The sequence below is a fragment of the Amycolatopsis sp. NPDC043885 genome (assembly GCF_056435685.1).
In genome coordinates this window covers 1-24945 of record NZ_JBWKEA010000003.1, presented here as the reverse complement: position 1 = coordinate 24945, position 24945 = coordinate 1, and the positions used below count along the sequence as shown (strand labels likewise).

Below are 24945 nucleotides of genomic sequence, written 5' to 3'. Positions count from 1 at the left end.
AGCATGCCACCGTGCTCAACCACCCGCGCGAACCAAACCGCTTTCGTAGGCGAACACGACCGCGTGCACCCGGTCGCGCAGTGAGAGTTTCGCGAGAATGCGGCCGACGTGGGTTTTCACCGTCGTCTCGCCGATGTAGAGCTTCGAGGCGATTTCGCTGTTCGCCAGGCCGCGCGCGATGAGCGCGAGGACGTCCTTCTCGCGTTCGGTCAGCTTCTCCAGCCGCTTGCTTTCACCGCCGTCGCGGGCGTCGTCCAGATAGCGGTCCAGCAGGCGTTTCGTGACCGAAGGGGAGACCATCGAATCCCCGCGAAGCACACCTCGGATCGCGACGAGGATTTCTTCGGCCGGAGCGTCCTTGACCAGGAAACCGCTGGCACCGGCGCGCAACGCCGCGTACGCGTACTCGTCGAGGTCGAAGGTGGTGATCATCAGGACCCGCGTCCCTGGCAGCGCCGCGCAGATCCGCTCCGTCGCCGCGACGCCGTCGAGCACCGGCATCCGGACGTCCATCAGGACCAGATCCGGCCGCAGTCTCAATGCGGTCTCCACCGCTTCGGCCCCGTTGGCGGCTTCGCCCGCGACGGTCAGGTCCTCCTGGCTCGTGACGATCATGCCCATCCCGACGCGGACCAGTTCCTGGTCGTCGCAGATCAGCACCTTCACCGGGGATGTCATCCCGCCTCCACCACCAGGCTCGCGGCCACCCGGTAACCGCCGTCCCGGGTCGGCCCGGTGTCGAGTGTCCCGTGGAACATCTCGACCCGCTGCGCCATCCCCGCCAGGCCCCGCCCCGAAGACGGCAGCCTCGGCGCGGGCGGCCCGGAACCGCCGGTGTTCGTCACCTCGATCCGGACGTCCCGGCGCGGGCCCTCCTCGCTGAAATCGATTTCGACGGTTCCGCTCGCGTCGCCGGGCGCGTGCTTGATCATGTTCGTCAGTGCTTCCTGGACGATCCGGTACGCCTGGAGCGCGGCGCTGGGCGGCAGCCCGTCGGCGTCACCGGTGACCCGGAGACCGACTTCGCGGCCCGTCGCGCTCACTTGCTCGACCAAATCGCGAAGTTCCGCGACGGCGGGCTGAGGACTTCGAACGGTTTCGCCCGCATGGAGGACCTCCAGGAGACGGCGCAACTCGGCCAGCGCGTCGCGACCCGCTTTGCCGATCGTGTCGAGCGTGCGGTCGACCGCTTCGGGATCCTTGTGACGCATGAGTTTCGCGCCCTCGGCGTTGATCACGATGACACTCACGCTGTGCGCGAGGACGTCGTGCAGTTCCCGCGCGATGCGGGTGCGTTCTTCGGCGACCGCCGCTCGCGCGCGGGCGTCCTGTTCGGACGCGGCCAACTCGGCCTTCGCCGCCTCCTCGTCCGAAAGACGTTGGCGCGCGCGGAAGAATTCGCCGAGCGCCCAGGCCGCGACGTGCAGCGGGATCGTCGCGAAGATCGCGACCTCCGGTCCCTGTTCGGTGGTGGCTCCCCAGGTGAGGCCCCAGGTGACGTCGAGGGAGACGATGACGACGGCGATGACCGCGGCGAACCGGCGGTTCCCCGCGCGGACCATGGTGTAGAGCGCGACGGCCATCGCCAGTTCGCAGCGGCCGCGGTCGTACGCCCAGACCTCCACGAGGCTCTGCGCGGCCACACCCGTGACGATCAGCACCGCGACGATCTCGGGATGACGTCGCCGCCAGAGCAGCGGGAGGAGGAAGAGGTACGGCACGAGCAGGATCGCCTTGGGGACCGGCGACGACCCTGTCGGCGCGAGGAAGATGAAGCACGCGAAGAGCGGCAGGTCGGTCACCCACGGGTGGGCGCGGATCCGCTCGGACAGCCTGAGCACGTCCCGAACGTAACCGCGGTGGGCGGCCGAGCGCGTCGTCCTGGGGTACCCCCGTCGTCCTCCCGCGGGAGGACGGGGACGGCCGTCGCGGCCGACGCGGGGCCACGGAACCCGTTCCTAGCGTCGGGATCATGTCGATCACCAGGGAATTCCTCCGCCATCCGATGCTCACCGGGGCCGTCGCGGCCAGCTCCCCGAAACTGGCCGAAGCCATGACGACGGGCCTCGGGCTGGAAAACGCCAGGTTCGTCGTCGAGCTGGGGCCCGGTACGGGCGTGTTCACCGGTGCGATCCTCCGGCGGCTGCCGCCGGGCGCCCGGCTGGTCGCCGTCGAGATCAATCCCAGGCTCGCCGGGAACCTGCGGGAGCGGTATCCGGAGATCGAGATCGTCCAGGGATCCGCCGAGAGCCTGGACGAGTACGTGCGTGAGGCCGCCGACGTCGTGGTTTCCGGTCTGCCGTGGACGGTCATGACAGCGGAACGCCAGGAACGGATCCTCGACCGGGTGACCGAAGTCCTGGTCCCGAACGGGCGGTTCACGACCTTCGCCTACGCCCACGCCGCCTGGGCACCGCCGGGCAGGCGGTTCGCCGCCGCGCTGCGTGACCGGTTCGCGGTGACCGGGCGCTCGCCGGTCGTCTGGCCGAACCTGCCGCCCGCGTTCGTGCACCGCGCGGCCCTGCCGGTCAGCGCGTCAGGATCGCGGCCGTCTCGGCGTCGGCGGGGAGGAAGGTCTCCAGTTTCAATTCCGACACCGTGACGTCGGCCGCGGTGGCGAACGTCGTGATGGCCGTGATCAGCCGCAGCTCGCCCGCCGAAGTGGACAGGCGCATCGGCACGGCGAACCCGAGATGGTCCGGGCCGGGCGGTCCCGGCTCCGGAACGTAACTTTCGAGTTCGGCCAGCAGTGCGGCGAGCCGCTCGTCGGGCGCGTGCGCGATCTCCTGCGTCAGCCGTTCCAGGATGTGCCGCGCCCAGTCCGCGAGGTTCAGCACCCGCGGCGCCATCCCCTTCGGATGCAGCGCGAGCCGCAGGGTGTTGACCGGTTCCTCCAGCAGTTCGGGCGCCACGTCCTCGAAGAGCAGGTCGAGCGCGTCGTTGCGGGCGACGAGCACGCCGTAGCGGTCGACGACGATGGCCGGGTACGGCCGGTGCCCGTCGAGCAGCCGACGCATGCCGTCGAGGACCGGCTTCACCGCGGGATCGTCCAGATCCGTTTCGGGGAAACCGGGGGCGAACCCGGCCGCGAGCAGCAGGCCGTTGCGTTCCCGGAGCGGGAGTTCGAGCGATTCGGCGACGCGCAGCACCAGGCCGCGGCCGGGGATCGACCGGCCGCCTTCCAGGAAACTCACATGCCGTTGGGTGGTCCCGGCCCGGAGCGCCAGTTCCAGCTGGGAAAGCCGCCGCCGCTCACGCCAGCCCCGCAGCGCGGGGCCGAATCCGGAAACCATGGCCGTCATCTTGGCCGAGCCGCCGTCGGCGCCGCCATTCCCTCGAAGGAATTGAGACGATTCCCCGCCGCGGCGATGCTCCCGGCATGAAATTCGGTCTGGTCGTCCCTACTTATCGGTCCATCCTCGACGCCGGGCGCACCGCGCCGGAAATGGTCGCCATCGCCGTCGAAGCCGAGCGCCTCGGCCTCGATTCGGTCTGGGTCGGCGACACCCTCGCGCGGGCGCCCATCGATCCGTTGACGTTGCTCGCCGCGTTCGCCGCCAGAACCGAGCGGGTCACCCTCGGCACCGCCGCGCTGCTTCCGGCGTTGCGGGATCCGCTGCTTTCCGCGAACGCGATCCTCTCGCTCGACCTGCTCAGCCAGGGCCGGGTCACACTCGGCGTCGGCGCGGGGTTCGCCGGCCGCAGCGAACCCGAGTTCGCCTTCACGCGCGTGCCGTGGGAACGCCGCCGCGCCCGGCTCGACGACATCGTCGCGCTGTGGCGGCACGTCTGGAGCGGGAACAGCGGTCCGTTCCACGGCGACGTGCTGCACTACGACACACTTCCGGAGTATCCGGAACCGCACCGTCCGGGTGGTCCGCCGGTGTGGCTGGCCGCGTTCACCCCGGGCGCGCTCCAGCGGGCGGGACGGCTTTACGACGGCTGGCTGCCGTATCCGCCCGACGTCGCGGACTACGCCGACGGGCTCGCGAAGATCCGCGAAGCAGCTGTACGTCCCGTGACGCCCGCGTTGTTCGCGACAGTGCTCATCGAGGAGGACTCGATCCGTGCCCGCGAGCGGCTGGAGGACTACGCGCAGCGGAATTACGGCGTTCCGCTGGACTTCGTCGAGAAGATCCAAGTGCAGATCGCGGGCAGCCCGGCGCAGGTCGCCGACAGGTTGCGCGAATACCAGGACGCGGGCGCCGAACACGTGCTGATCCGGATCGCGACGCAGGAACCGGCCGAGTTCGACGAACAGCTTCCGAAGGTCGCCGACGCCTTGCCCCGGTAATCGCGCGGCGGACTGTCGGTGCCCCCACGTAGGCTGGGACGGTGACAAACGCTCCATTGTCCGGACTCCTTCATTCCATCCTTCCCGATCCGGCCCTTCGCGGGGTCGTGGAGCGGGCCGGTGCACCGGTGCTCGAACTCCAGGGCGCGATCGCCACCCGCCAGCTGGTCGTGGGCGCCCTCGCCGCGGACGAGGGCGCCGGCCGCCCCGTGCTCGCGGTGACCGCGACCGGCCGCGAGGCCGACGAATTGACCGCTTCGCTGAAGTCCTTCCTCGGCGAAGGCGCCGTCGCCGACTTCCCGTCCTGGGAGACGCTGCCGCACGAGCGGCTGTCGCCCCGGGCGGACACCGTCGGGCGGCGGCTGGAGGTGCTCCACCGGCTCGAAGCGGGCGCCGACGACCTGCGTGTCGTCGTCGCGACCGTTCGCAGCCTCATCCAGCCGATGGCGCCCGGGCTCGGTTCGCTCGCGCCCATCGACCTGGTGGTCGGCGAGGAGCAGAGTTTCGAAGGGCTGCTCGAGCGGCTGGTCGAGCTCGCCTACACGCGGGTGGACATGGTCGAGAAGCGCGGCGAGTTCGCCGTGCGCGGCGGCATCCTCGACCTGTTCGGGCCGACGGCGCAGCATCCGGTGCGGGTCGAGTTCTGGGGCGACGAGGTCAGCGAGATCCGCGCGTTCGCGGTATCGGATCAGCGGTCGCTGCCGGGGGAGATCCGGCACGTCAGCGCGCCGCCGTGCCGTGAGCTGCTGCTCACCGAGCCGGTGCGCGCGAAGGCCGCCGAGCTGGCGACGACGTACGAAGCGGACGCCCAGCTCACCGAGATGCTCACCAAGCTCTCCGGCGGGGTCCCCGTCGAGGGCATGGAGGCGCTCATCCCGGTCCTGTGCGAGGGCGAGCTGGAGCTGCTGACCGACGCGATGCCCCAGGGCACGCACGTGCTGCTGGCCGATCCGGAGAAGATCCGCGCCCGTGCGGCAGACCTGGTCCGCACCGGGCAGGAGTTCCTCGAAGCGTCCTGGACGACGGCCGCCGCGGGCGGTCAGGCGCCGATCGACCTCGGCGCTTCCGCGTACCGGGACCTCGCGGGGATCGCGAAGCACGCTCAGGAGACGAAGCGCCCTTGGTGGACGCTGACTCAGCTGGCCAGTGACGATCCCGACGTCTACCGCGTCTCGATCGAGGCCGCGCCGAACTACCGCGGCGAGGTCGAGCGCGCGACGACGGACCTGCGCGCGCACACGGCCGCGGGAGGGACGGCGGTGCTCGTCGTCGCCGGGCACGGCACGGCGGCTCGCGCCGTCGAGCAGCTGTCGGCGGGGGACGTGCCCGCGTCGCTCGCCGAAGGCGTCACCGGTCCGCTGACACCCGGCGTCGTGACGGTGACGTGCGGCGGCCTTTCGGACGGTTTCGTCTCGCCGGAGCGAGCCCTCGTGGTGCTGTCCGAATCGGACCTCACCGGTCGCGGTTCCGGCGCCGGAACGTCCACAAAGGACTTCAGCACCAAGATGCCTTCGCGGCGCCGCAACGCCGTCGATCCGCTCGCCCTCAAGGCCGGCGACTACGTGGTGCACGACCAGCACGGCATCGGCCGGTTCGTCGAGATGGTGCAGCGCACCGTCGCCGGCGCGACGCGCGAGTACCTGCTGCTGGAGTACGCCTCCTCCAAACGCGGGCACCCGGGGGACCGGCTGTTCGTCCCGACCGACCAGCTCGACGAGGTCTCCCGTTACGTCGGCGGCGAACTGCCGACGCTGAACAAACTCGGCGGGTCGGACTGGAAGAACACCAAGGCCAAGGCGAAGAAGGCGGTCAAGGAGATCGCCGCCGAGCTCGTGCAGCTCTACGCGGCGCGGCAGGCCGCTCCGGGGCACGCGTTCGGCCAGGACACCCCGTGGCAGGGCGAACTCGAGGACGCCTTCCCGTTCACCGAGACCAACGACCAGCTCGCCGCGATCGACGAGGTCAAGGCGGATATGGAACGCGGCGTCCCGATGGACCGCGTCATCTGCGGCGACGTCGGCTACGGCAAGACCGAGATCGCGGTGCGCGCGGCGTTCAAGGCGGTGCAGGACGGCAAGCAGGTCGCGGTGCTGGTGCCCACGACGCTGCTCGCGCAGCAGCACCTCAACACCTTCACCGAACGGATGAGTTCGTTCCCGGTGAAGATCAGGGGCCTTTCGCGGTTCACCTCGAAGCCCGAGTCGGACGCGATCCTCGAACAGCTCGCTTCGGGCGACGTCGACATCGTGATCGGCACGCATCGCCTGCTGCAGACCGGGATCCGGTACAAGGACCTCGGCCTGGTGATCGTCGACGAGGAGCAGCGGTTCGGCGTCGAGCACAAGGAGCACATCAAGGCGCTGCGGACGCACGTCGACGTGCTGACCATGTCGGCGACGCCGATCCCGCGGACGCTGGAGATGTCGCTCGCCGGGATCCGTGAGATGTCCACGATCCTGACCCCGCCCGAGGACAGGCACCCGATCCTGACCTACGTCGGCGCGTACGACGACAAACAGGTCGGCGCCGCGATCCGGCGCGAACTGCTGCGCGACGGCCAGGTCTTCTACGTGCACAACAGGGTTTCGTCGATCGAGAAGGCCGCGAAGCGCATTCGCGAGCTGGTGCCCGAGGCGCGTGTCGTCACCGCGCACGGGCAGATGAACGAGGACAAACTCGAGAAGATCATCCAGGGTTTCTGGGAGAACGAGTACGACGTGCTCGTCTGCACCACGATCGTCGAGACCGGGCTGGACATCTCGAACGCCAACACGCTGCTGGTGGAACGCGGTGACCTGCTGGGTCTCGCACAGCTGCACCAGTTGCGCGGCCGGGTCGGGCGAGGGCGTGAGCGCGGGTACGCGTACTTCCTGTACCCGCCGGAGGCCCCGCTCACCGAGACGGCGCACGACCGGCTGGCGACCATCGCGCAGAACACCGAACTGGGCGCGGGCATGGCCGTCGCGATGAAGGACCTGGAGATCCGCGGCGCGGGCAACATCCTCGGCGCTGAGCAGTCCGGGCACATCGCGGGCGTCGGGTTCGATCTGTACGTGCGGCTCGTCGGCGAAGCGGTCGACGCGTTCCGCCGTCACGCGGGCGCGGAGACCGCCGAAGAGGAGGAACTCGCCGAGGTCCGCGTGGATCTCCCGGTGGACGCGCACATCCCGCACGACTACGTGCCGGGCGAGCGGCTGCGGCTGGAGGCGTACCGCAAGATCGCGGCCGCGCCCGACCAGGCCGGGCTCGACGCCGTCCGCGAGGAACTGGTCGACCGCTACGGCCAGCCGCCCGCACCGGTGCGGAGGCTGCTCGCGGTCGCCGCGTTCCGGCACACCTGCCGCGCGGCCGGGGTCACCGAGGTCTCCGCCCAGGGCACGTCGATCCGGTTCGCGCCGCTGCCGCTGGCGGATTCGCAGATGGTGCGGCTGAAGCGCTTGTACCCCAAGGCTCTCTACAAGGCGGTGACGAACACGGTCTCCGTGCCGAAGCCGACGGAAGGTCCGGCGGGCGGGCGGATGGGCGCCCCGGCGCTGCGAGACGAGGAGCTGCTGGACTGGTGCGCGAAGCTGCTGACGAATCTGATGAAGTCGCCGGCGCCCGTCGCGTGAGGAACTCCGAACACGCGTGATCGGAGACGTAACTCGCGTGATGGGAAGCGGAACTCGCGTGCTTGGAGGCGTAACTCGCGTGATGGGCCGAGCCCGAATCGCGACTCACGACCTGGTTCTCTCGCCGGGGCCGGTATGAGAGGGTAGGCCCTGTGATGCGGATCATGGGGCGCCGTCGCGCGCTGGTCGGGGTTCTTGCCGGTTCTCTCCTTCTCGCCGGATGCAACGCCGGACCCGGGCAGGTCGGTGCGGCGGTGATCGTCGACGGCAGGACCGTTTCGGTGGATCGCGTGCAGCAGCTGATCGACAAGGCCGTTCGTGAGCACCCGTACGGTCAGCAGCTCGCCAAGGAGCACAAGCTCGACCTCGTCGGCCGCGAAATCGTCCGGCAGGAGATCCTGCACGACCTCACCAAGCGCGCCGCTCAGCGGGAAGGCATCGGGGTCGACGAATCCCTCGTGGTGAACGCGTTGCAGAACGATCCGCTGGCGAAGCCGATGGAGGCCAACCCGCAGGACGACCCCGAGCTCAGCGTCGAGCAGCTCGTGGCGCGGGTGAGGGACCACCGCGAGGCACTGGTCGACGCGGCGCTGCAGACCCAGCTCGCGATGAAGTACGTGGACAAGCTCACCGTCACGTTCGATTTCAGCTCGGTCTCCTCGACCGACGCCACCGGTGGCGACTCGGACAAGCTGCGCGAGCAGGCGATCGAGAAGGCCCGCCGCTTCGCCGCCTCGCCGAACGCGGCCGCCGAGCTGATCGCGCAGGACCAGCAGACCTCCGACACGCAGGCGGGCACCGGCCAGAAGCTGCCCGCCATGCAGTCGCCCGCGACCGCGGCCACCGTCTTGTTCGGTCTCGAACCCAACACCGTCGCCGCCTTCAAGCCGACACCGCAGCAGCCTCTGTGGGTCGTCGTCGTGGTGCGTGAGCGGACCGCGGACAAGCCCGTCGCGTCGGACCAGGCCGCGCAGCCCACTGCCCAGCAGCTGGCCAAGATCGGTGTCCGGCTCCTCCAGCCGGACCTCGACCAGGTCGACCTCAAGGTGAACCCGCGCTACGGCGTGTGGGATGTTGTCGACATGGACCTCGCGCCCAACGAAGCTTCGAAGAAGGGCATCGTGCTGCCTGTGCACGGTGCCGCCCCGCAGAACCCGTGACCGCTGCCGTCGTCGTGATCGCCCGCGGGGCGACACTGCCCGCCGTGGCACTCCCGATCCTGCGGAACGGCGCGGCCGTGTACGCGGCGTCCGATGTGGATCCAGGCGTTTTCGGGGTACCCGCGCTCGGTGACACGCAGGTGCGCGACCTCGTGCTCATCGCCGGTTCGCGAAGGGAACCGAAAGCCGCGGCGCTGATCAGGTCGGGCGCGCGCGTGATCGAAGCGCCCGTTCCGCCGCTGGTCGAGGCCGCCGAGGTGATGGACCGGCTCCGCTCGCCGGGCGGATGCCCGTGGGACGCCGTCCAGACACACGAGTCGCTGCGTCAATACCTGGTCGAGGAGACCTACGAGCTGCTCGACGCGATCGAGGAGGGCGACCGCGTCGCCTTGCGCGAGGAACTCGGCGACGTCCTGCTCCAGGTGCTGTTCCACGCGCGCGTCGCGGTCGAGGACGCGGACGATCCGTTCGGGATCGACGAGGTCGCTTCCGAACTGGTCGCGAAACTCGTCGGACGTCATCCGCATGTCTTCGCCGACGCTCCCCGGGTCGAGACCGTCAGCGACCAGAACCTCAAATGGGAAGAACTGAAGCAGGCCGAGAAGAGCCGCCAGTCCATTGTGGATGGTGTCGCGCTCGGCCAGCCCGCCGTGGCGCTCGCCGGGAAGCTCGGCCAGCGCAGTGGGCGGGCCGGGATCCCGCTCGACCTCTTCCCCGACGGTTCCGAAGCGGCCGCCCAGCTGTTCCGGGTGGCCGCGACCGCGCGCCGCGCGGGCGTCGATCCCGAAGGCGAGCTCCGCGCCGTCGCGAAGCAGTTCGCCCGCGATATCCGGGCCGCCGAGCAGGCCGCACGCGACGCCGGTCTGGAGCCGACGACGCTCGAAGCCGACGGCTGGCGCAAGTTCTGGCCGGATTCCTGAGCGAAGCCTCCACGGAGGTCTTGTGACACAGGACACAATCGAGTGAGAACCGTTTCGGCGATCTCGGCGTCTTGCCGGATGTGAAAGGAACGGAACCGGACGAAGAGCAGCTCGTCCGCCGCACGGCCCAAGGTGACCGCGCGGCGTTCGAGGAGCTCTACCGCCGCACGTCGCCGTGGCTGGCCGTGCGCCTGCGCCGTCGCTGCGCCGACGATCAGATCGTCGCCGAGGTGATGCAGGAGACCTACCTCGCGGTCTGGCGCGCGGCGGGCGCGTTCGCCGGTTCCGCCGTCGGCGGGAGCGCCGTGGGCTGGCTGTGGACGATCGCCGCGCGCCGGCTGGTCGACGCCTTCCGCCGCCGGGCGCGGCACGCGCAGCCGCTGCCGGTCGCGGAAAGCACCGTCGCGCCCGCCGCCGAGGACGAGGCGCTGGCCGGCGCGGTCGGCGACCACGTCGGCGACGCGCTGCGACGCCTCGCGCCCGAACTCCGGCAGGTCCTGCAGGCCATGGTGCTCGACGGGCTGACCGTCCGTGAGACCGCGGTCCTGCTCGGCCTGCCGGAAGGAACCGTCAAAACCCGTGCCAGGCGGGCTCGGATCGCGATGCGGGAGGCGCTGTCGTGAACAAGGAACACGTGTCCGAACAGCTCCTCGCCGGTTACGTCCGCGGGGACGACGGCTTGGCCGGTGACGAGGTCTGGGCGGTCGAAGCCCATCTCGAATCGTGCGCGGAATGCCGGGGGAGACTGTCCGCGCTCAGCCTTCCGGCGGTGTCGGCGCTGGTGGACGACGTCTGGGCCGGACTGGGGCCGAAGCTCGCCGAAGCGGGCCCGAGCCCGCTGCGGTTCCGGTGGGCCGGACGGCTGCACACCTGGGTGACGCCGGTGATGCTGCCGTGGCTGGTGATGATCGTCCTGATCCCGGCACTGGGCTTCCTGCTGGACTCGCTCGGGTTCACCGGGTCCAAGGGCTACTCGTTCGTCCAGCTCTTCTCACCGGTGCTGCCGGTGCTCGGGGTCGCGGTGTCGTGGGCCAAGGGGCTCGATCCCGCGTACGAACTCGTCACTTCCACGCAGAGGGCCGGGCTCTACCTGTTGCTGCGCCGGACGACGGCGGTCCTCGCCGTCGTGTTGCCGATACAGGCCCTCGCGGGCTGGCTCGGCGGTGGCGGATTCGGGCTCGGCCTCCTGCCGAGCCTGGCCTTCACCACCGGGACGCTCGCGCTCGGCGGTGTGATCGGGGTGGTGCGGGCGGCCTACGTCCTCACCGGGGTCTGGATGGCGGTGATCTTGGCGCCCGCGGTGGCTTCGCAAGGGCGCGCCACCGCGCTCGAACCCCGGCTGCTCCCGGTATGGGGCGCGATCTTCGCGCTGACCGCGGTCGTGGTGGTGCTCCGGCGGAGCGTCTTCGGCCTGCTCACCGGATCCGAACGATGAACGAAGGGGAGAACATGATGCGTGCTGTCGGGGCCGCGGAGGTCGCACCGACGACCTACGCGTGGCAGATCAAGGCGGAGGGACTGAAGGTCCGGGTCGGCAAACGCAAGTTCGCCGTGAACGGGCTCGATCTGGAACTCGGCACGGGGGTGCACGGTCTGCTCGGCCCGAACGGGGCCGGGAAGACCACGCTGATCCGGGCACTGGCGACGGTGCTCCGGCCGGCGGAGGGAGGGCTGGCGCTGCTCGGTGAATCCGTCGGGGAGTTCACCGATCAACGCCGCCTGCGCCGCCGTATCGGCTATCTGCCGCAGAATTTCGGTTTCTACAAGCGGTTCACCGTCCGCGAATTCGTCGAATACATCGCCTGGCTGAAGGAGATGTCCAAACAGGACATCCCGGCCGCGGTGCAGCGGTCGATCGAGCGGGTCGGCCTCGCCGATCGGGCCGACGACCGGATGAAGACGCTGTCCGGCGGCATGGTGCGGCGGGTCGGGATCGCGCAGGCGATCGTGAACGATCCGGACATCCTCCTGCTGGACGAGCCGACCGCCGGGCTCGACCCGGCACAGCGTGTGCGGTTCCGCGATCTCCTTCAGGAAATCGGCCGCGACGCCTGCGTCGTCGTCTCGACGCATCTCGTCGAGGACGTCGCGACGGCCTGCACCGACGTCGTCCTGTTCGAAAACGGGAAACTCGTCTTCCAGGGATCGCCGGACGAGCTGGCCGCGGCCGGGAGCGAGGAGTACGTCGGCGACAGCCCGATCGAGCGCGGTTACTCGGCGCTGCTGGGGCACGAGCCGGGGAGGGGGAACTGGTGAACACGCGTGTCCTGCGGACCGAACTCCGCCGTTCCATCGCCCCTTGGGCCACCCTCGCGATCCTCGTGGTCGCCTTCGGGTTCCTGTATTCGTTCAGTGGGCCGTGGTCGAAGGCGCCGATCGCCTGGGACGAAAACTGGGTGCCCGCCGCGGCGTGGAGCCGGTTTCTCCTGGTGTTCCTGTGGCCGATCGCGATCGGCGCCGGGGCCATCCAAGGCATGCGGGACAGCCGCTCGGGGATGGCCGAACTGCTCACTACGATGCCACGGCCCCCTTGGCACCGGGCGGCGAAACTCGCCGGTGCGCTGGGTGGCCTGCTGGTGCTGGGCTACCTGCTGATCTTCGCCGTCGGTGCCGTACAGGTGATCTTCAGCGGCGCGTTCTTCACCTTCGGCTGGCTGCCGATCGTCGTGGTCGGCGCGCTCGCGATGCTCGCCGGCGCCTGGATCGGACTGGGGATCGGCCGGTTGCTGCCGCATCCGCTGACCGCGCCCGCGGTGGCCGTCGCCGCTCTCGCGACCGTGCTCGTGCTCCAGATCGCCGGGTCGAAGGGCAGCGTGCTCGTGGGCGCTGTTCCGGCCTGGGTCTCTTCGCTCTCTCCCGCGATGGACGTCACCAACGATCCGTTCATCACCACCGCGAGCCGGGTGGATCTCGGGCAGGGGGTCTGGCTCGCCGGACTCGCCGTGACCGGATTCCTTCTGCTGGCGGCCCGCTCCAAGCGGGCGAAGGCACTCGCCGTCGTCCCCGCGCTGGTGGCGGTCGTGATCGCGATACCCGTCCTGCCCGCGACCTACGCCGAGGCCACGACCGTCGATCCGCGTGCGACGGCGCTGGTCTGTGACGGCCCGGTCTGCGTTCCCCGCCTGCTCGAGCCCGAACTCGCCCGTCTCGCCGGGCCCGGAAAGGAAGCTTTGCGGCTCTTGGGAACCTTGCCGGACGCGCCGGTCAAGGTCACGGTGATGGACCGTCGGCTGGACTTCGACGAGGAACCGCCGCGCGCCGCGGACACCGTCTTCGTCGACCTGCTGGATTGGTCCGTCCGTTCGGCCCTGGATTCGGACGACATGACGCGGACACTGGTCGCCGGCGCCGGGACGCCGACCTGCTACACCGTCCACGGTGTCGACAGGTCCTTCATGGACGAAGTCACCGCGCGGTCGATCACTTCGAGCTGGCTCCTCGGTGAGTGGGAGATGCTCAACGGGTCGTGGCTGAGCGACGACAAGAAGAACGAGGTCCTCCGGAACTGGGAGACCTTCCGGGCCCTTCCGCCCGATGTGCAGCGAGAGCGGATCATCGCGCAGCGGCAGGCGGGCCTGACCTGCCAGGGCAACCAGCTCGACATCCTCCTCGGCGGCGCCCGATGAGGTGGGCGGTGCTGTACGCGCGCTCGCGCGCCATGCCCGCGTCGTTCGCGGCGCTGGCCGTGAGCATGGCGGTGATGTGGTTCCTGGCGTGGGACCGCTGGTCAGAGCTCTCGGTTTCCCTGGCGCTGCTGGTGGCGATCGCGGTGACCGCCATCGGCCTCGGCGGGCAGGACATCGATCTCGACCGGACCGCCGCGATCCGCTGGGCGCCTCGCCGCGTCGTGCATCTCCTGCTGATCGGCGGCCTCGGCATCGGTGCCGTGCTGCTGCCGAGGCTGTGGGTGGCGGAGCGGGTTCCGGTGGAGATCATCGTGCGGAACGCGAGTGGACTGCTCGGTCTCGCCGGAATCGCCGCGGTGCTGTTCGGCGGCGCCTTCGGGTGGACGTTGCCGCTGGCCGGGTTCGCGGTCGCGTTCGTGGCCTGGGCCACCATATCGGGCACGGAGAGTGTGCACCTGGTGATCACTTGGCCCTTCCAGCCCGCCGGCGTCGCCGAAGCCACGTGGACCGCCGTGGTGCTCGCGGTGGCCGGTTTGGGGACCTACGCGGTCTACGGTGCCCGGCGCTGACTCCGCCGAAGAAAGGGGCGTTCCCGGCGAAATTCGCCAGGAACGCCCCTTTCCCTTCCCCGGTCAGACGTTTCGGTTGTGCGGAACGAGGTCGAGCGGGTCGTGGTCCGGGTCGTCGACACCGAGGCTGATGATCCGCGACGGGTGGATCCGGATCACCGCGCCGTCGAGATGGCCGTCGGGGGTGCGGGCGCCGGTCAGCGCCTCGGCCCGGCCGCGGATTTCGAGGCAGCGGATCCTCGGCGGGTCCTGCGAGGGCATGTCGTCCACCACGAACGCGGCCTGCCCGTTCGCGGCCACGTTCCGGAACTTCTTGCTCTTCGCCAGTTCGTAGCCGGTGATGTCGATCGTCCGGGTCTCGGTGTTGTAGGCGTAACCGACGGGGCTGACCTGCAGCGTGCCGTCCGGCTGCGCCGTCGCGAGCCGCCCGAGACCTTGGGTGGCGAGGTAGTCGAGTTCCGCTTCACTGAACATGGGAATCAGTGTGTGATCTCCACTTAGCTGGAGGTCAAGAGGTAATCCCGCTTCGAGCTGCCGGTCGCCGATCGGTTCTACCGTCAGTCGGGTTCGTAAGCCGATTGGGGCATCGCCCGGAAGCGTGGCGAAGTAACCTGACCGGGTGGCCGAAACCGCCCAGAGCACCGAAGCCCCGGAGCATGCTGCCCGCCCTCTGCCGCCGTACGTGCCCAGGCTCGCTTTCGCGGGCGGGCTCGTGCTCACGGGAGTGGTGCTGATCATGACCGTCGGGGTGAACCGGCCGGGAGGCGAGGAGCCCCCTCCGCCGGCTCAGCCCCAGCCCGCGCTCGCGGTTCCCGACCAGAAGCCCCAGCCTGGCGTGGCGACGCCGCGTGCGGGGCTCGCCGCGCCGCCCGACCGGCCCACCGTTTCCGACGCGGCCGAACTCGAAACCTGGGCGAAACGGGTGGCGGCGAAGACGCGGCTCTCCTTCGCCGACCTGTCCGCCTACGGCCGCGCCGAGATGTGGCTCCGGCGGCAGAAACCGGGTTGCCACCTCTCGTGGGCGACCCTCGCCGGGATCTCCCACGTCGAAACGGCGCAGGGCAGGCCCGGCCCGATCACGCTCCCGGCCGACGTCTGGGCCAAACACTCCGCCCGGGCCAGGAGCGACGGGAAGCAGCCGGATCCGAAGGACCTAGACGACGCCGCCTTCGCCACCGCCCGCTACCTGTGCGCAGCCGGCGACGACGTCGCCACCCCGGATGGCTGGTGGAAGTCGATGCGGGTGTTCAACCCGTCGGTGCCCTACGTCCAGGAGGTCTTCAGCGCGGCCGACACCTACGCGGACGCCAGCGTCGCGCCCTGATCCTCGAGCACCAGATCGAAGTTGAGTGCCGACGCCATCCGGTAGGCGTCGCCCGCGGCGACGACCAACTGCGCCATCGGATCGACGACGTTCCCCGCCGCCCAGACGCCGTCCACGTTCGTGCGGCCCTGGGCGTCCACCGCGATCGAGCCGCTTTCGGTGCGCGCGCAGCCGATCTGGGCGAGAAGCCGGTCGTGCGGGACGAACTTCGGGCCGACGAACACGACATCGCGTTCGATGAATTCCCCGTCGACGAGCCGGACGCCGGTCAGCCGGTCGTCTTCGACGGCGAGTTCGGACACCTTCCCGTCGACGATCCGGATGCCCAGCCCGGTCAGCTTCGCCCGGTCTTCGGCCGAGAGCTGCTGCGTATGCGTGAAGAAGGTCAGGTCCTTGCTCCACTGCCAGACGATCAGCGCCTGGTGGACCGACTTCTCGGAGGTGGCGAGCACGCCGAAACGCTGATCGCGCACCTCCCAGCCGTGGCAGTACGGGCAGTGCAGGACATCGGCGCCGAAGCGCTCCGCGACGCCGGGGACGTCCGGCAGTTCGTCGGCCAGCCCGGTGGTCACCACGATCCGGCGACCGCGGATGACCCGGCCGCTCGCCAGTTCCACCGCCTTGTCGTGCCGCAGCCGGTGGACGACGTCTTCGACGATCTCGACGCCGTAGCCGCGGACCTCGTCGCGGCCTATTTCCAGCAGTTCCTTGGGTGGGATGCCGTCCCTGGTCAGGAAACCGTGGGCGTGCGCGGCGGGCGCGTTGCGCGGGGTGCCGCCGTCGATCACGACGACCCGGCGCCGCGCCCTGCCCAGTACCAAGGCCGCGCTGAGACCCGCGACGCCACCACCGATGATCACCACGTCGAATTCGTTGTTCATGGTGCCGAGCATCCGGATTTCTGCGCGGATTGGCAAAGTTCATTGCCGATTTGGCAAACTGGAGGCATGGAGGACATCGAACGGCGGCTAGCCGAGGTCGGCCCGAAGCTCAAGCAGCTCCGCAAGGAGCGCGGCACCACCCTCTCCGCGCTTTCGGAGGCGACGGGGATCTCCGCCAGTACGCTCTCGCGGCTCGAATCGGGCTCCCGGAAGGCCACGCTGGAGCTGTTGCTCACGTTGTCGGCGGCGCATCAGGTGCCGCTCGACGAACTGGTCGGCGAACCCGAACCCGCCGACCCGCGGGTCCGGATGAAACCGCAGAAATTCGGCAGGTTCACCGCGTGGGCGCTGACCGCGCAGCCCGGCCAGCCGCAGGCGTTCAAACTGTTGATCCCGGTCGAGGACATCGAGCCCGTGCAACGCACGCACGAGGGCTACGAGTGGATGTACGTCCTCAGTGGACGGCTGCGGGCGCTGCTCGGCGACCGCGACTTCACGATGGGGCCCGGCGAGGCCGCGGAGTTCGACACGCGGGTTCCGCACTGGTTCGGCAGCGCGGGGCCGGGGCCGGTGGAGCTGCTGGTGCTGTTCGGCAAGCAGGGCGAGCGGGCCCACCTGCGGGCCAGGTCGAAGTGAGAGCAAAGGTCCCTTGCTCTCGCCGCCGGGTCAGTCGCGCAACGCGATCCGCGCGCTGACCTCGCTGATCGCTTCCAGATACTCCGGGATCGGGTGCATCGCCGACGCTATCCGCATCTGCGCGAGCGCCTCGGTCAGCCTGCCGAGGCGCTGGAGGGTCCGCCCGAGCACGAACCGCGCGTAATGATCGGTGGGGTCCAGTTCCAGCACCCGGGTGAAGGCGCGTTCGGCCCGCCGCAACTGTGCGGAGTGGAAGTACGCGCGGCCTGCCAGCAACTGAACACTCGGTTTGTCGGTTTCGTCCTCCAGCAACGGCTCGAGGGCCTTGAGGGCATCGAGCGGCCTGCGGCTTTCGACCAGCGCCTCCGCCTGTCGGAAGGCGCGGAACCGAGACTCACCGGACGAGTCCTCACCGGGTTCTGGGGCGGGTTCGGCATCCATCATGGTCCGCTCCACGATACGCCTGGGCAGGGCCGTTCACGAGGAGCTGAAACGGTCATGGTGGACTGTCCTGCCATGAGCAGTGCCGAAGCGGATAGGCCCGAAAACGAGCCCGGCTACCTCGGGCTCGCGCCGTACCTCTACTACGCCGACGCCACCGAGGCGGTCGCGTGGCTGGTCAGAGTGTTCGGGTTCACCGAGGAAGTGCGCTTCGCCGACGCGTCCGGAGAGGTGTTCCAGGCCACTCTGTGCGCCGGTCCGGCCAAGATCCAGCTGGCCGGCGTCGGCCCCGAGTACTGGCAGGCGAAAGGCGTCGACGGCCCGGTCGGGCAGCTGAACATCGTGTACGTCCCCGACGCCGACGCGCAGTACGAGCGCGTCCGCGCCGCGCTCGGCGACGACGCCGACATCGACGCGCCCCAGGATCAGCCCTACGGCGCCCGGGTGTTCACCGTCTCCGACATCGGCGGCAACAGCTGGACCTTCTGGCAGCAGTTCTCCGACACCGTCGAGCTTCCGTCAGGCTGGAAGGAAGTCCGGGCGGACGAACCAGCCACGGAGTAGGTACCGCGGAGCGAAGCTCCTCCGTTGAGGGCGGTGGCGGGGAGGAAGGTCGGAAAGGTCCGGTCGACGGCTGATGTGGCGCGTGCCTCCAACGGGTGAACTGCGGTGACGGCTAGGCTGGGCCCGGTCACCGCAGGCACAACCCACATGAGGAGCATGGCGTGGCGCTCATCGAGCAGGTAGGCGCTCGCGAGATTCTGGACTCGCGAGGCAACCCGACGGTCGAAGTGGAGGTGGCTCTCGACGACGGCACGCTGGCGCGGGCCGCGGTCCCCTCGGGTGCGTCCACCGGCGAACACGAAGCCGTCGAGCTGCGTGACGGCGACACCGGCCGGTACAACGGCAAGGGTGTCGAGCGCGCGGTCGCGGCCGTCCTGGACGAGATCGGCCCGGACCTGGTCGGCACCGACGCCGTCGACCAGCGCATCGTCGACCAGAAGCTGGTCGACCTCGACGGCACGCCGGCGAAGTCCCGCCTCGGCGCGAACGCCATCCTCGGTGTTTCGCTCGCCGTCGCGAAGGCCGCCGCGGAGTCGGCCGAGCTGGAGCTGTTCCGCTACCTCGGCGGGCCGAACGCGCACGTGCTGCCGGTGCCGATGCTGAACATCCTCAACGGTGGCGCGCACGCCGACACCGATGTCGACATCCAGGAATTCATGATCGCGCCGATCGGCGCCGAGTCGTTCCGCGAGGCCCTGCGCTGGGGCACCGAGGTCTACCACTCGCTGAAGTCGGTCCTGAAGGGCCGCGGCCTGGCCACCGGCCTCGGTGACGAAGGCGGCTTCGCGCCCAGCCTGAAGAACAACCGCGAGGCGCTCGACCTGATCCTTCAGGCGATCGAGAAGGCCGGGTACGCCCCGGGCCGCGACGTCGCGCTCGCGCTCGACGTCGCCGCGACGGAGTTCTTCTCCGACGGCGCGTACACCTTCGAAGGCGCGAAGAAGAGCGCCGAGCAGATGTCGGCCTACTACGGCGAGCTCGTCCGCGACTACCCGCTCGTGTCCATCGAGGACCCGCTGAGCGAGGACGACTGGGACGGCTGGGTCCAGCTGACCACCGAGATCGGCGAGAAGGTCCAGCTGGTCGGCGACGACCTGTTCGTCACCAACCCGGACCGCCTCGAAGAGGGCATCACCCGCCGCGCCGCCAACGCGCTGCTGGTGAAGGTCAACCAGATCGGCACCCTGTCGGAGACCCTCGACGCGATCTCGCTGGCCACCTCGTACGGCTACAAGTCGATGATGAGCCACCGGTCCGGCGAGACCGAGGACACCTTCATCGCCGACCTCGCCGTCGCGACCGGTGTCGGCCAGATCAAGACCGGCGCCCCGGCGCGCGGCGAGCGGATCGCCAAGTACAACCAGCTGCTCCGCATCGAGGAGACCCTCGCCGACGCGGCGCGCTACGCCGGCGACCTCGCGTTCCCGCGGTTCAGCGCCGAGGGATGACGAACGATGGCGGACCGGGGGAGGGCGCGGACCCGTCGTAGCGGGCGCGCGGACGGCGGCGGCTCCAGCAGGGGCCGCCGACCGGAGCGCGCCCGTCGCACGACGACGACGGAGGTCCGCGCCCGAACCCGGCTGCGCCGCAGCCTGGCGGCGAAGCGGGCATCGGGTGCCGCGAAGGTGCTCGGCATGTCCACCACCCGCCGGGCCGCGGTGGTGGCGATCGTGGTGTGCGCGCTCGCGTTCACCATCGCCGTCCCGCTGCGCACGTACCTCAGCCAGAAGTCCGAGGTGACCGAGCAGCAGCAGTTGCAGTCCGAACTGCAGCGGAGCGTCACCCAGCTGGAAGGCCGCAAGGCCGAGCTGAGCGACCCGGCGCAGATCGAGGCGGAGGCGCGTAAACGGTTCGGTTTCGTGAAGCCCGGCGAGACGCCGTACATCGTGCAGCTCCCCGAAGACAAGGCGCCCGAGCAGGGGCAGCCGCAAGGTCAGCAGCCGGTGCCCGCGGGCTCCTGGTACGAGAAGCTGTGGGATCAGGTCGCGGGCGGCTGAAGTGCGCCCTTTAGCCTTATGGGTGTGAACAGCACGGAAAAGTCCTCCTACGAGCCTGTGACCGACGCCGACCGCGAGATCATCGCGGAACAGCTCGGCCGGGCCCCCCGTGCGCTGCGCGCCGTCGCCGCGCGCTGCCCGAGCGGCCACCCGTCGGTCGTGCAGACCAGCCCCCGCCTCGACGACGGCACGCCGTTCCCCACGCTCTACTACTTGACCTGCCCGAAGCTGACGTCGATGGTCGGCACGCTCGAGGCGTCCGGGCTGATGAAGGAGATGACCGACCGGCTCGCGGAGGACCCCGAGCTGGCGGCCGCCTACCGGCGGACCCACGAGAGCTATCTCGCCGAACGCGACGCCATCGATTCGCTCGGCCACGAGGTCAGCGCGGGTGGGATGCCCGGCCGCGTCAAATGCCTGCACGTCCACCTGGCGCACACGCTGGCCGTCGGCCCCGGGGTGAACCCGTTCGGGGACGAGACGCTCGAGCTGCTCAAGGCGAACGGCTGGCCGTCCGGCGACTGCCAGGGGTAACACCCGCCCGCGATGTACAGATAGTTCCTCCAGGTGGGTTAATTCACCCGATGTCGGCCAACTGGTCCTTCTCAATGGGGTGAAACCGGTCACCGTATGCGGCAGGCTGGGCACAGCCGAGGGTTGACGGGGTGGCCAAGTACCGGATCGCCGAGTCGTGATCCGCCGGGAGGGTTCTGAGGTATGCGCGTGAGGCACGTGCCAGGCGCGGTGACCGGCCATGTGCGGAGACTCTGTCTCCGGCACCGCACGATAGCCGCGGTGACCGGAGGGGTCCTCGCCATCGTCCCGGCCGGTGCCGCGGTCGTCGGTGCCGGCAGCTGGGCCGCGACGGCGAGCACGGTCCATTCCGACAACGTCGCCCTCGTCGACGGCTACGACCCGAAGAACCCGCTCGTCCAGCAGATCGGTGTCGACGGCAGCCTGCCGAACGCCCCGACCCCGCTCCCGCTCCCCGCGGACGAACTCCCCGAAGGACCGCTCGGCATCCCGGTCACCGCGCTCGCCGCGTACCGCAACGCCGCCGACATTCTCATCGCCGAACAGCCCGGTTGCCACATCGACTGGGCTTTGATCGCGAGTATCGGCCGGATCGAGTCCAATCACGCGCGCGGCGGCTACGTCGACGCTAAGGGCAACACCCTCGAGCCGATCCTCGGCCCGCAGCTCAACGGCGCCGGGCCGTTCGCGGCCATCCCGGACACCGACGGCGGCAAATTCGACGGCGACACGGTGTGGGACCGCGCGGTCGGCCCGACGCAGTTCATCCCGTCGACGTGGAAGGGCTACGCCTCGGACGGGAACGGCGACGGCGAGTCCAATCCGAACAACATCTTCGATGCGGCGCTGGGCACGGGCCGGTACCTGTGCTCCGGCGGGCTCGATCTGTCCAAACCGGACCAGTTGCGCGCGGCCGTGTTCCGCTACAACAACTCGGACACCTATGTGAACACCGTGCTGATCTGGGCCGAGGCGTACCGCACCGGTGTGCTGCCGACGCCGGACAGCAAGGTGCCGATCGGCGCCCCGAACGCCGGTGCCGCTCCGCCGCCCGTGTCGGTGCCGCCGCCTCCGGTGCCGCCGACGCCGCCCGGTTCGGTGACGCCCCCGCCGTCGAGTTCGCTGCCGCCGACCAATTCGGGGTCTTCGTCTTCTTCGAAATCGTCGTCGAGCTCGAAGCCAATGCCGCAGTGCCCGACGGTCACCGTGACGGAGACACAACCGACGACGAGCACGAGCCCGACGACCACGACTTCGACTCCGCCGCCGACGACCTGTACCTCTCCGACGACGACCACAACCACGACGACGGTGACGCAGTCGGGGAGCGCCAGCACCAAACCCACCTGATCGGCGTTGACTGTCCATCCATGCCCCCGCCACCACCCTCGACGGAGAAGCTCCGCTCCGCTGTAATCTCCGGGGCATGCCTCGTGTTGCCGCGATCGACTGTGGGACCAACTCCATCCGCCTGCTCGTCGCCGAGCTGACCCCCCGTCACGACGGGACGGTCGACCTGCGCGACCTGCACCGCGAGATGCGGATCGTCCGTCTCGGCCAGGGGGTGGACGCCACCGGCAGGCTGGCCCCCGAGGCGCTCGAGCGCACCCGTAAGGCGCTGGCCGACTACACGATCGCCGCGCGCCGCAAGGGTGTGGAGAAGGTCCGCATGGTCGCGACGTCCGCGACCCGCGACGCGAGCAACCGCGACGAGTTCTTCGCGATGACGCGTGAGGTGCTCGGCACCGAGGCCGAAGTCATCAGCGGGGACGAAGAGGCGCGCCTGTCCTTCACCGGTGCCGTCGGCGAGCAGGATCCCGACGACGGCCCCTTCGTGGTGGTCGACGTCGGCGGCGGCTCGACCGAGCTCGTGGTCGGCACCTGGGACGGCCGCCAGGCCGAGGTCATCGCGGCCAAGTCGGTCGACATCGGCTGTGTGCGCATCACCGAACGCGCGCTGAAGTCCGACCCGCCGACCGCGGCCGAGATCGCCGAAGCCCGTGAGCTGGCCGCCAAGGTCCTCACCGAAGCCTTCGACGTCGTGGACGTGTCCACCGCCAAGACGTGGATCGGTGTCGCCGGGACGGTCACGACCCTGACCGCCGTGGCGCAGGGCCTGCCGGAGTACGACTCCGAGCGCACCCACCTCTCGAAGCTCTCCCACGCCGACATCGACCGTGTCGCGCAGTCGCTCCTCACGGCCGATCACGCGACGCGCGCCGCGAACCCCGTGATCCACCCCGGCCGGGTCGACGTGATCGGCGGCGGCTCGGTGATCGTGCAGGTGCTGGCCGAGCAGTTCGCCACACGCGGTGGCCCCGACGAACTGGTGATCTCCGAGCACGACATCCTCGACGGGATCGCGCTGTCGTTGGCTTGACAGTCGAAGTTTTCTCTTACAGGAAGCCATTTCTTTAGGTGATCAAGCGGTGACCTCCAGTCCGGATTGGGCCGTTCGGCGCAGCGTCGTTCCTACCAACGTTGTGCTCTAACCGGGTGGTCCGGGAGACCGTCACCCATTTGCAACACCAACGCACTGTGATCGGCTTCACCAGTCCCATAGCGTCGTCTCACCTTCTGGGCGGTAGGGCGCGACCAGCGCTCGCCGCGCTATCCGACGACGAGAGTTGGAGTGGACATGCGGGCTGCACGCGGGTTCTGGGGAGCGACGGCGGTGGTGGCCACGGCGGCCCTGCTGCTGACGGCCTGTGGAGGTGGTGGATCCAGTGAGAACAAGGGATCCGGCGCCGTCGACGCCAACGCGTCGGTTTCGGTCTACGGCACCGAGCCGGAGAACTCGCTGATTCCCGCCAACACCAACGAGCTCGGTGGGTCCAAGGCCCTCAAGCCGGTCTTCTCGGCGCTGGTCGGCTACAAATCCGACACCGCCGAGCCGTACAACCTGATGGCCGAATCGATCACCACGACCGATTCGAAGGTCTTCGACATCAAGATCAAAAAGGGCTGGAAGTTCCACGACGGGACCGAGGTCAAGGCCAAGAACTTCGTCGACGCCTGGAACTACAGCGCGAACGGCAAGAACGGCATGCAGAACGCGTCGTTCTTCGAGCAGATCCAGGGCTACGACGAGATCAGCGCCAAGGAGCCCGCCGTCAAGGAGATGTCCGGGCTCAAGGTCGTGAACGACTACGAGTTCCAGGCCACCCTCAAGGGACCGTTCTCCGTGTTCGCCACCAAGATCGGCTACCTCGCCTTCGCGCCGCTGCCGGACAAGTTCTTCGCCGACCCGGAGGCGTTCGCCAAGGCCCCGATCGGAAACGGACCGCTGAAGTTCGTTTCGCGTACGCCGAACCAGAACATGAAGCTCACGCGGTTCGACGAATACCAGGGCGAGGACAAGGTCAAGTTCAAGGATCTGGAAGTCCGCATCTACACCAGCCAGGAGACCGCGTACCAGGATCTGCTGAGCAACCGCCTCGACTTCATGGAGGCCCTCCCGCCGGCGGCGAAGGCCGGCGGCAAGTACAAGACCGACCTCGGTGAGCGTCTGGTCGAAGGGAAGCTGCTCGGCATCAGCGCGCTCGCCCTCCCGTACTACGTCCCGGGTTACAACAACCTCGACCTGCGTAAGGCGATCTCGCTGGCCATCGACCGCGAGCAGATCGTCAAGACCGTCATGAACGACACCTACGCGCCCGCCGACGGCTATGTGTCGCGCGGTATCGAGGGTTACCGGCCCGGCGTCTGCGAGTTCTGCAAGTTCGATCCGGTGAAGGCCAAGGAGTTCTTCGCGAAGTCCGGCTACACCGGCAAGCTGACCATCGCGTCGAACGCCGACGGCGGCCGCAAGGAGCCGCTGGTCGCGGCGTGCAACAGCATCAAGAACGCGCTCGGCGTCGAATGCGACTTCGTGCCGGCGACCGACTTCGGGCAGTGGCGCAGCATCGTCAACAACCGCCAGCTGACCGGCATGGGCCGCTCCGACTGGTCCGCCGACTACCCGTCGATCGAGAACTACCTGAACCCGCGCTACAAGAGCACCGGTTCGTCGAACGACTCCACGTACAACAACCCGGCCGTCGACGCGCTGCTGACCCAGGCGGACCAGACCGCCGACAAGGCGGCCGCGATCAAGCTGTACCAGCAGGCCGAGGATCTGATCGCGAAGGATCTGCCCCAGATCCCCGTGTGGGAAGAGAAGGGCGTCGGCGGCAAGTCGAACCGCCTCAAGACCGTGAAGCTTGACTTCGGTCGGCTCGCGGACTACTCGTCCATCGAGGTCGCGGCGAAGTAACGCACTTCGCAGGCTCCGTGCGGTCGTGGGGGGGGGTTTTGGTGGGGAACCCAAAAACCCCCCCCCCACCCCCCGAACAAAAAGCGCCACTCGTTTCTCCCCTGCACAAGCTCCTAAGACACCCCCGCGCCAC

General features: G+C 69.3%; 25 protein-coding genes. 19 read left to right on the top strand and 6 right to left on the bottom strand.

Annotated features, from left to right (window positions below):
- Window positions 1-15: 15 nt before the first annotated feature.
- Window positions 16-678, bottom strand: a complete 663-nt coding sequence (locus AC069I_RS12975; protein WP_478225521.1) for a response regulator — start codon at window positions 676-678, stop codon at window positions 16-18.
- Complete coding sequence (locus AC069I_RS12970; RefSeq protein ID WP_478225522.1) at window positions 675-1841, bottom strand: sensor histidine kinase; 1167 nt, start codon at window positions 1839-1841, stop codon at window positions 675-677. The genes AC069I_RS12975 and AC069I_RS12970 overlap by 4 nt, the downstream gene beginning before the upstream one ends.
- Window positions 1842-1972: 131 nt before the next feature.
- Between AC069I_RS12970 and AC069I_RS12965 the strand changes: the two genes are divergently transcribed.
- Window positions 1973-2602 carry a class I SAM-dependent methyltransferase gene (locus AC069I_RS12965; RefSeq protein WP_478265494.1) on the top strand — a complete coding sequence of 210 codons (630 nt, stop codon included), beginning with the start codon at window positions 1973-1975 and terminating at the stop codon, window positions 2600-2602.
- Here the strand turns inward: AC069I_RS12965 and AC069I_RS12960 are convergent.
- Window positions 2529-3293 carry an MmyB family transcriptional regulator gene (locus tag AC069I_RS12960; protein ID WP_478265493.1) on the bottom strand — a complete coding sequence of 255 codons (765 nt, stop codon included), beginning with the start codon at window positions 3291-3293 and terminating at the stop codon, window positions 2529-2531. The two genes, AC069I_RS12965 and AC069I_RS12960, sit on opposite strands and share 74 nt — an antisense overlap.
- An 86-nt stretch (window positions 3294-3379) precedes the next feature.
- On the opposite strand from AC069I_RS12960, the gene AC069I_RS12955 reads away from it, so the two are divergent.
- From AC069I_RS12955 to AC069I_RS12915, 9 genes are all read left to right on the top strand, one after another.
- A complete protein-coding gene (locus tag AC069I_RS12955) occupies window positions 3380-4294 on the top strand; it encodes an LLM class flavin-dependent oxidoreductase (RefSeq protein ID WP_478265492.1) in 915 nt (304 codons plus the stop codon).
- A 56-nt stretch (window positions 4295-4350) separates the two neighbouring features.
- Window positions 4351-7905 (top strand): transcription-repair coupling factor, encoded by a 3555-nt coding sequence (gene mfd / locus AC069I_RS12950; protein ID WP_478265661.1) that lies wholly within the window; start codon window positions 4351-4353, stop codon window positions 7903-7905.
- A gap of 155 nt (window positions 7906-8060) precedes the next feature.
- Window positions 8061-9065 carry a hypothetical protein gene (locus tag AC069I_RS12945; RefSeq protein ID WP_478225526.1) on the top strand — a complete coding sequence of 335 codons (1005 nt, stop codon included), beginning with the start codon at window positions 8061-8063 and terminating at the stop codon, window positions 9063-9065.
- A complete protein-coding gene (locus AC069I_RS12940; protein WP_478265491.1) occupies window positions 9062-9985 on the top strand; it encodes a nucleoside triphosphate pyrophosphohydrolase in 924 nt (307 codons plus the stop codon). Before AC069I_RS12945 ends, AC069I_RS12940 begins: the two co-directional genes overlap by 4 nt.
- Before the next feature lie 80 nt (window positions 9986-10065).
- On the top strand, window positions 10066-10608 hold the full coding sequence (locus AC069I_RS12935) for an RNA polymerase sigma factor (RefSeq protein WP_478225528.1): 543 nt from the start codon (window positions 10066-10068) through the stop codon (window positions 10606-10608).
- On the top strand, window positions 10605-11420 hold the full coding sequence (locus AC069I_RS12930; RefSeq protein WP_478265490.1) for a zf-HC2 domain-containing protein: 816 nt from the start codon (window positions 10605-10607) through the stop codon (window positions 11418-11420). Before AC069I_RS12935 ends, AC069I_RS12930 begins: the two co-directional genes overlap by 4 nt.
- Window positions 11421-11437: 17 nt before the next feature.
- Window positions 11438-12241, top strand: a complete 804-nt coding sequence (locus tag AC069I_RS12925; RefSeq protein ID WP_478265660.1) for an ABC transporter ATP-binding protein — start codon at window positions 11438-11440, stop codon at window positions 12239-12241.
- A complete protein-coding gene (locus AC069I_RS12920) occupies window positions 12238-13611 on the top strand; it encodes a hypothetical protein (protein WP_478265489.1) in 1374 nt (457 codons plus the stop codon). The genes AC069I_RS12925 and AC069I_RS12920 overlap by 4 nt, the downstream gene beginning before the upstream one ends.
- An 8-nt stretch (window positions 13612-13619) precedes the next feature.
- A complete protein-coding gene (locus AC069I_RS12915) occupies window positions 13620-14180 on the top strand; it encodes a hypothetical protein (protein ID WP_478265488.1) in 561 nt (186 codons plus the stop codon).
- A 63-nt stretch (window positions 14181-14243) separates the two neighbouring features.
- Here AC069I_RS12915 and AC069I_RS12910 read toward each other — a convergent pair whose 3' ends face one another.
- Window positions 14244-14654, bottom strand: coding sequence for a PPOX class F420-dependent oxidoreductase (locus AC069I_RS12910; protein WP_125674107.1), 411 nt, complete (start codon window positions 14652-14654; stop codon window positions 14244-14246).
- Window positions 14655-14799: 145 nt separating this feature from the next.
- On the opposite strand from AC069I_RS12910, the gene AC069I_RS12905 reads away from it, so the two are divergent.
- Window positions 14800-15504, top strand: a complete 705-nt coding sequence (locus AC069I_RS12905) for a lysozyme family protein (RefSeq protein WP_125674106.1) — start codon at window positions 14800-14802, stop codon at window positions 15502-15504.
- Here the strand turns inward: AC069I_RS12905 and AC069I_RS12900 are convergent.
- Window positions 15477-16397, bottom strand: a complete 921-nt coding sequence (locus AC069I_RS12900) for an NAD(P)/FAD-dependent oxidoreductase (RefSeq protein ID WP_478265487.1) — start codon at window positions 16395-16397, stop codon at window positions 15477-15479. The two genes, AC069I_RS12905 and AC069I_RS12900, sit on opposite strands and share 28 nt — an antisense overlap.
- A 54-nt stretch (window positions 16398-16451) precedes the next feature.
- Here AC069I_RS12900 and AC069I_RS12895 point away from each other — a divergent pair, with 54 nt between their 5' ends.
- The gene (locus AC069I_RS12895) at window positions 16452-17021 is read left to right on the top strand and encodes a helix-turn-helix domain-containing protein (protein ID WP_219148332.1); all 570 of its coding nucleotides are present in this window, start codon (window positions 16452-16454) and stop codon (window positions 17019-17021) included.
- Between the two features lie 30 nt (window positions 17022-17051).
- Here AC069I_RS12895 and AC069I_RS12890 read toward each other — a convergent pair whose 3' ends face one another.
- Window positions 17052-17465, bottom strand: coding sequence for a tetratricopeptide repeat protein (locus AC069I_RS12890; protein ID WP_125674103.1), 414 nt, complete (start codon window positions 17463-17465; stop codon window positions 17052-17054).
- 72 nt (window positions 17466-17537) lie between these two features.
- Between AC069I_RS12890 and AC069I_RS12885 the strand changes: the two genes are divergently transcribed.
- From AC069I_RS12885 to AC069I_RS12855, 7 genes are all read left to right on the top strand, one after another.
- A complete protein-coding gene (locus AC069I_RS12885) occupies window positions 17538-18026 on the top strand; it encodes a VOC family protein (RefSeq protein ID WP_340687035.1) in 489 nt (162 codons plus the stop codon).
- Between the two features lie 161 nt (window positions 18027-18187).
- Window positions 18188-19474, top strand: coding sequence for a phosphopyruvate hydratase (eno, locus tag AC069I_RS12880; protein ID WP_038508280.1), 1287 nt, complete (start codon window positions 18188-18190; stop codon window positions 19472-19474).
- Between the two features lie 186 nt (window positions 19475-19660).
- Window positions 19661-20023 (top strand): FtsB family cell division protein, encoded by a 363-nt coding sequence (locus tag AC069I_RS12875; RefSeq protein WP_091598626.1) that lies wholly within the window; start codon window positions 19661-19663, stop codon window positions 20021-20023.
- 18 nt (window positions 20024-20041) lie between these two features.
- Window positions 20042-20557, top strand: coding sequence for a DUF501 domain-containing protein (locus AC069I_RS12870; protein ID WP_478225533.1), 516 nt, complete (start codon window positions 20042-20044; stop codon window positions 20555-20557).
- A gap of 183 nt (window positions 20558-20740) precedes the next feature.
- Window positions 20741-21907, top strand: coding sequence for a lytic transglycosylase domain-containing protein (locus AC069I_RS12865; RefSeq protein WP_478225534.1), 1167 nt, complete (start codon window positions 20741-20743; stop codon window positions 21905-21907).
- A 76-nt stretch (window positions 21908-21983) separates the two neighbouring features.
- Window positions 21984-22937 (top strand): Ppx/GppA phosphatase family protein, encoded by a 954-nt coding sequence (locus AC069I_RS12860; RefSeq protein ID WP_340687039.1) that lies wholly within the window; start codon window positions 21984-21986, stop codon window positions 22935-22937.
- 258 nt (window positions 22938-23195) lie between these two features.
- The gene (locus AC069I_RS12855) at window positions 23196-24812 is read left to right on the top strand and encodes a peptide ABC transporter substrate-binding protein (protein ID WP_478225536.1); all 1617 of its coding nucleotides are present in this window, start codon (window positions 23196-23198) and stop codon (window positions 24810-24812) included.
- Window positions 24813-24945: the final 133 nt, after the last annotated feature.

Excerpts from the sequence above, each read along its gene's own strand:
- AC069I_RS12975 (WP_478225521.1), bottom strand. The coding sequence starts at position 678 with ATGACATCCCCGGTGAAGGTGCTGATCTGCGACGACCAGGAACTGGTC.
- AC069I_RS12965 (WP_478265494.1), top strand. The coding sequence starts at position 1,973 with ATGTCGATCACCAGGGAATTCCTCCGCCATCCGATGCTCACCGGGGCC.
- AC069I_RS12960 (WP_478265493.1), bottom strand. The coding sequence starts at position 3,293 with ATGGTTTCCGGATTCGGCCCCGCGCTGCGGGGCTGGCGTGAGCGGCGG.
- AC069I_RS12955 (WP_478265492.1), top strand. The coding sequence starts at position 3,380 with ATGAAATTCGGTCTGGTCGTCCCTACTTATCGGTCCATCCTCGACGCC.
- AC069I_RS12945 (WP_478225526.1), top strand. The coding sequence starts at position 8,061 with ATGCGGATCATGGGGCGCCGTCGCGCGCTGGTCGGGGTTCTTGCCGGT.
- AC069I_RS12925 (WP_478265660.1), top strand. The coding sequence starts at position 11,438 with ATGCGTGCTGTCGGGGCCGCGGAGGTCGCACCGACGACCTACGCGTGG.
- AC069I_RS12910 (WP_125674107.1), bottom strand. The coding sequence starts at position 14,654 with ATGTTCAGTGAAGCGGAACTCGACTACCTCGCCACCCAAGGTCTCGGG.
- AC069I_RS12900 (WP_478265487.1), bottom strand. The coding sequence starts at position 16,397 with ATGCTCGGCACCATGAACAACGAATTCGACGTGGTGATCATCGGTGGT.
- AC069I_RS12895 (WP_219148332.1), top strand. The coding sequence starts at position 16,452 with ATGGAGGACATCGAACGGCGGCTAGCCGAGGTCGGCCCGAAGCTCAAG.
- AC069I_RS12890 (WP_125674103.1), bottom strand. The coding sequence starts at position 17,465 with ATGATGGATGCCGAACCCGCCCCAGAACCCGGTGAGGACTCGTCCGGT.
- AC069I_RS12885 (WP_340687035.1), top strand. The coding sequence starts at position 17,538 with ATGAGCAGTGCCGAAGCGGATAGGCCCGAAAACGAGCCCGGCTACCTC.
- AC069I_RS12875 (WP_091598626.1), top strand. The coding sequence starts at position 19,661 with ATGTCCACCACCCGCCGGGCCGCGGTGGTGGCGATCGTGGTGTGCGCG.
- AC069I_RS12870 (WP_478225533.1), top strand. The coding sequence starts at position 20,042 with ATGGGTGTGAACAGCACGGAAAAGTCCTCCTACGAGCCTGTGACCGAC.
- AC069I_RS12865 (WP_478225534.1), top strand. The coding sequence starts at position 20,741 with ATGCGCGTGAGGCACGTGCCAGGCGCGGTGACCGGCCATGTGCGGAGA.
- AC069I_RS12860 (WP_340687039.1), top strand. The coding sequence starts at position 21,984 with ATGCCTCGTGTTGCCGCGATCGACTGTGGGACCAACTCCATCCGCCTG.
- AC069I_RS12855 (WP_478225536.1), top strand. The coding sequence starts at position 23,196 with ATGCGGGCTGCACGCGGGTTCTGGGGAGCGACGGCGGTGGTGGCCACG.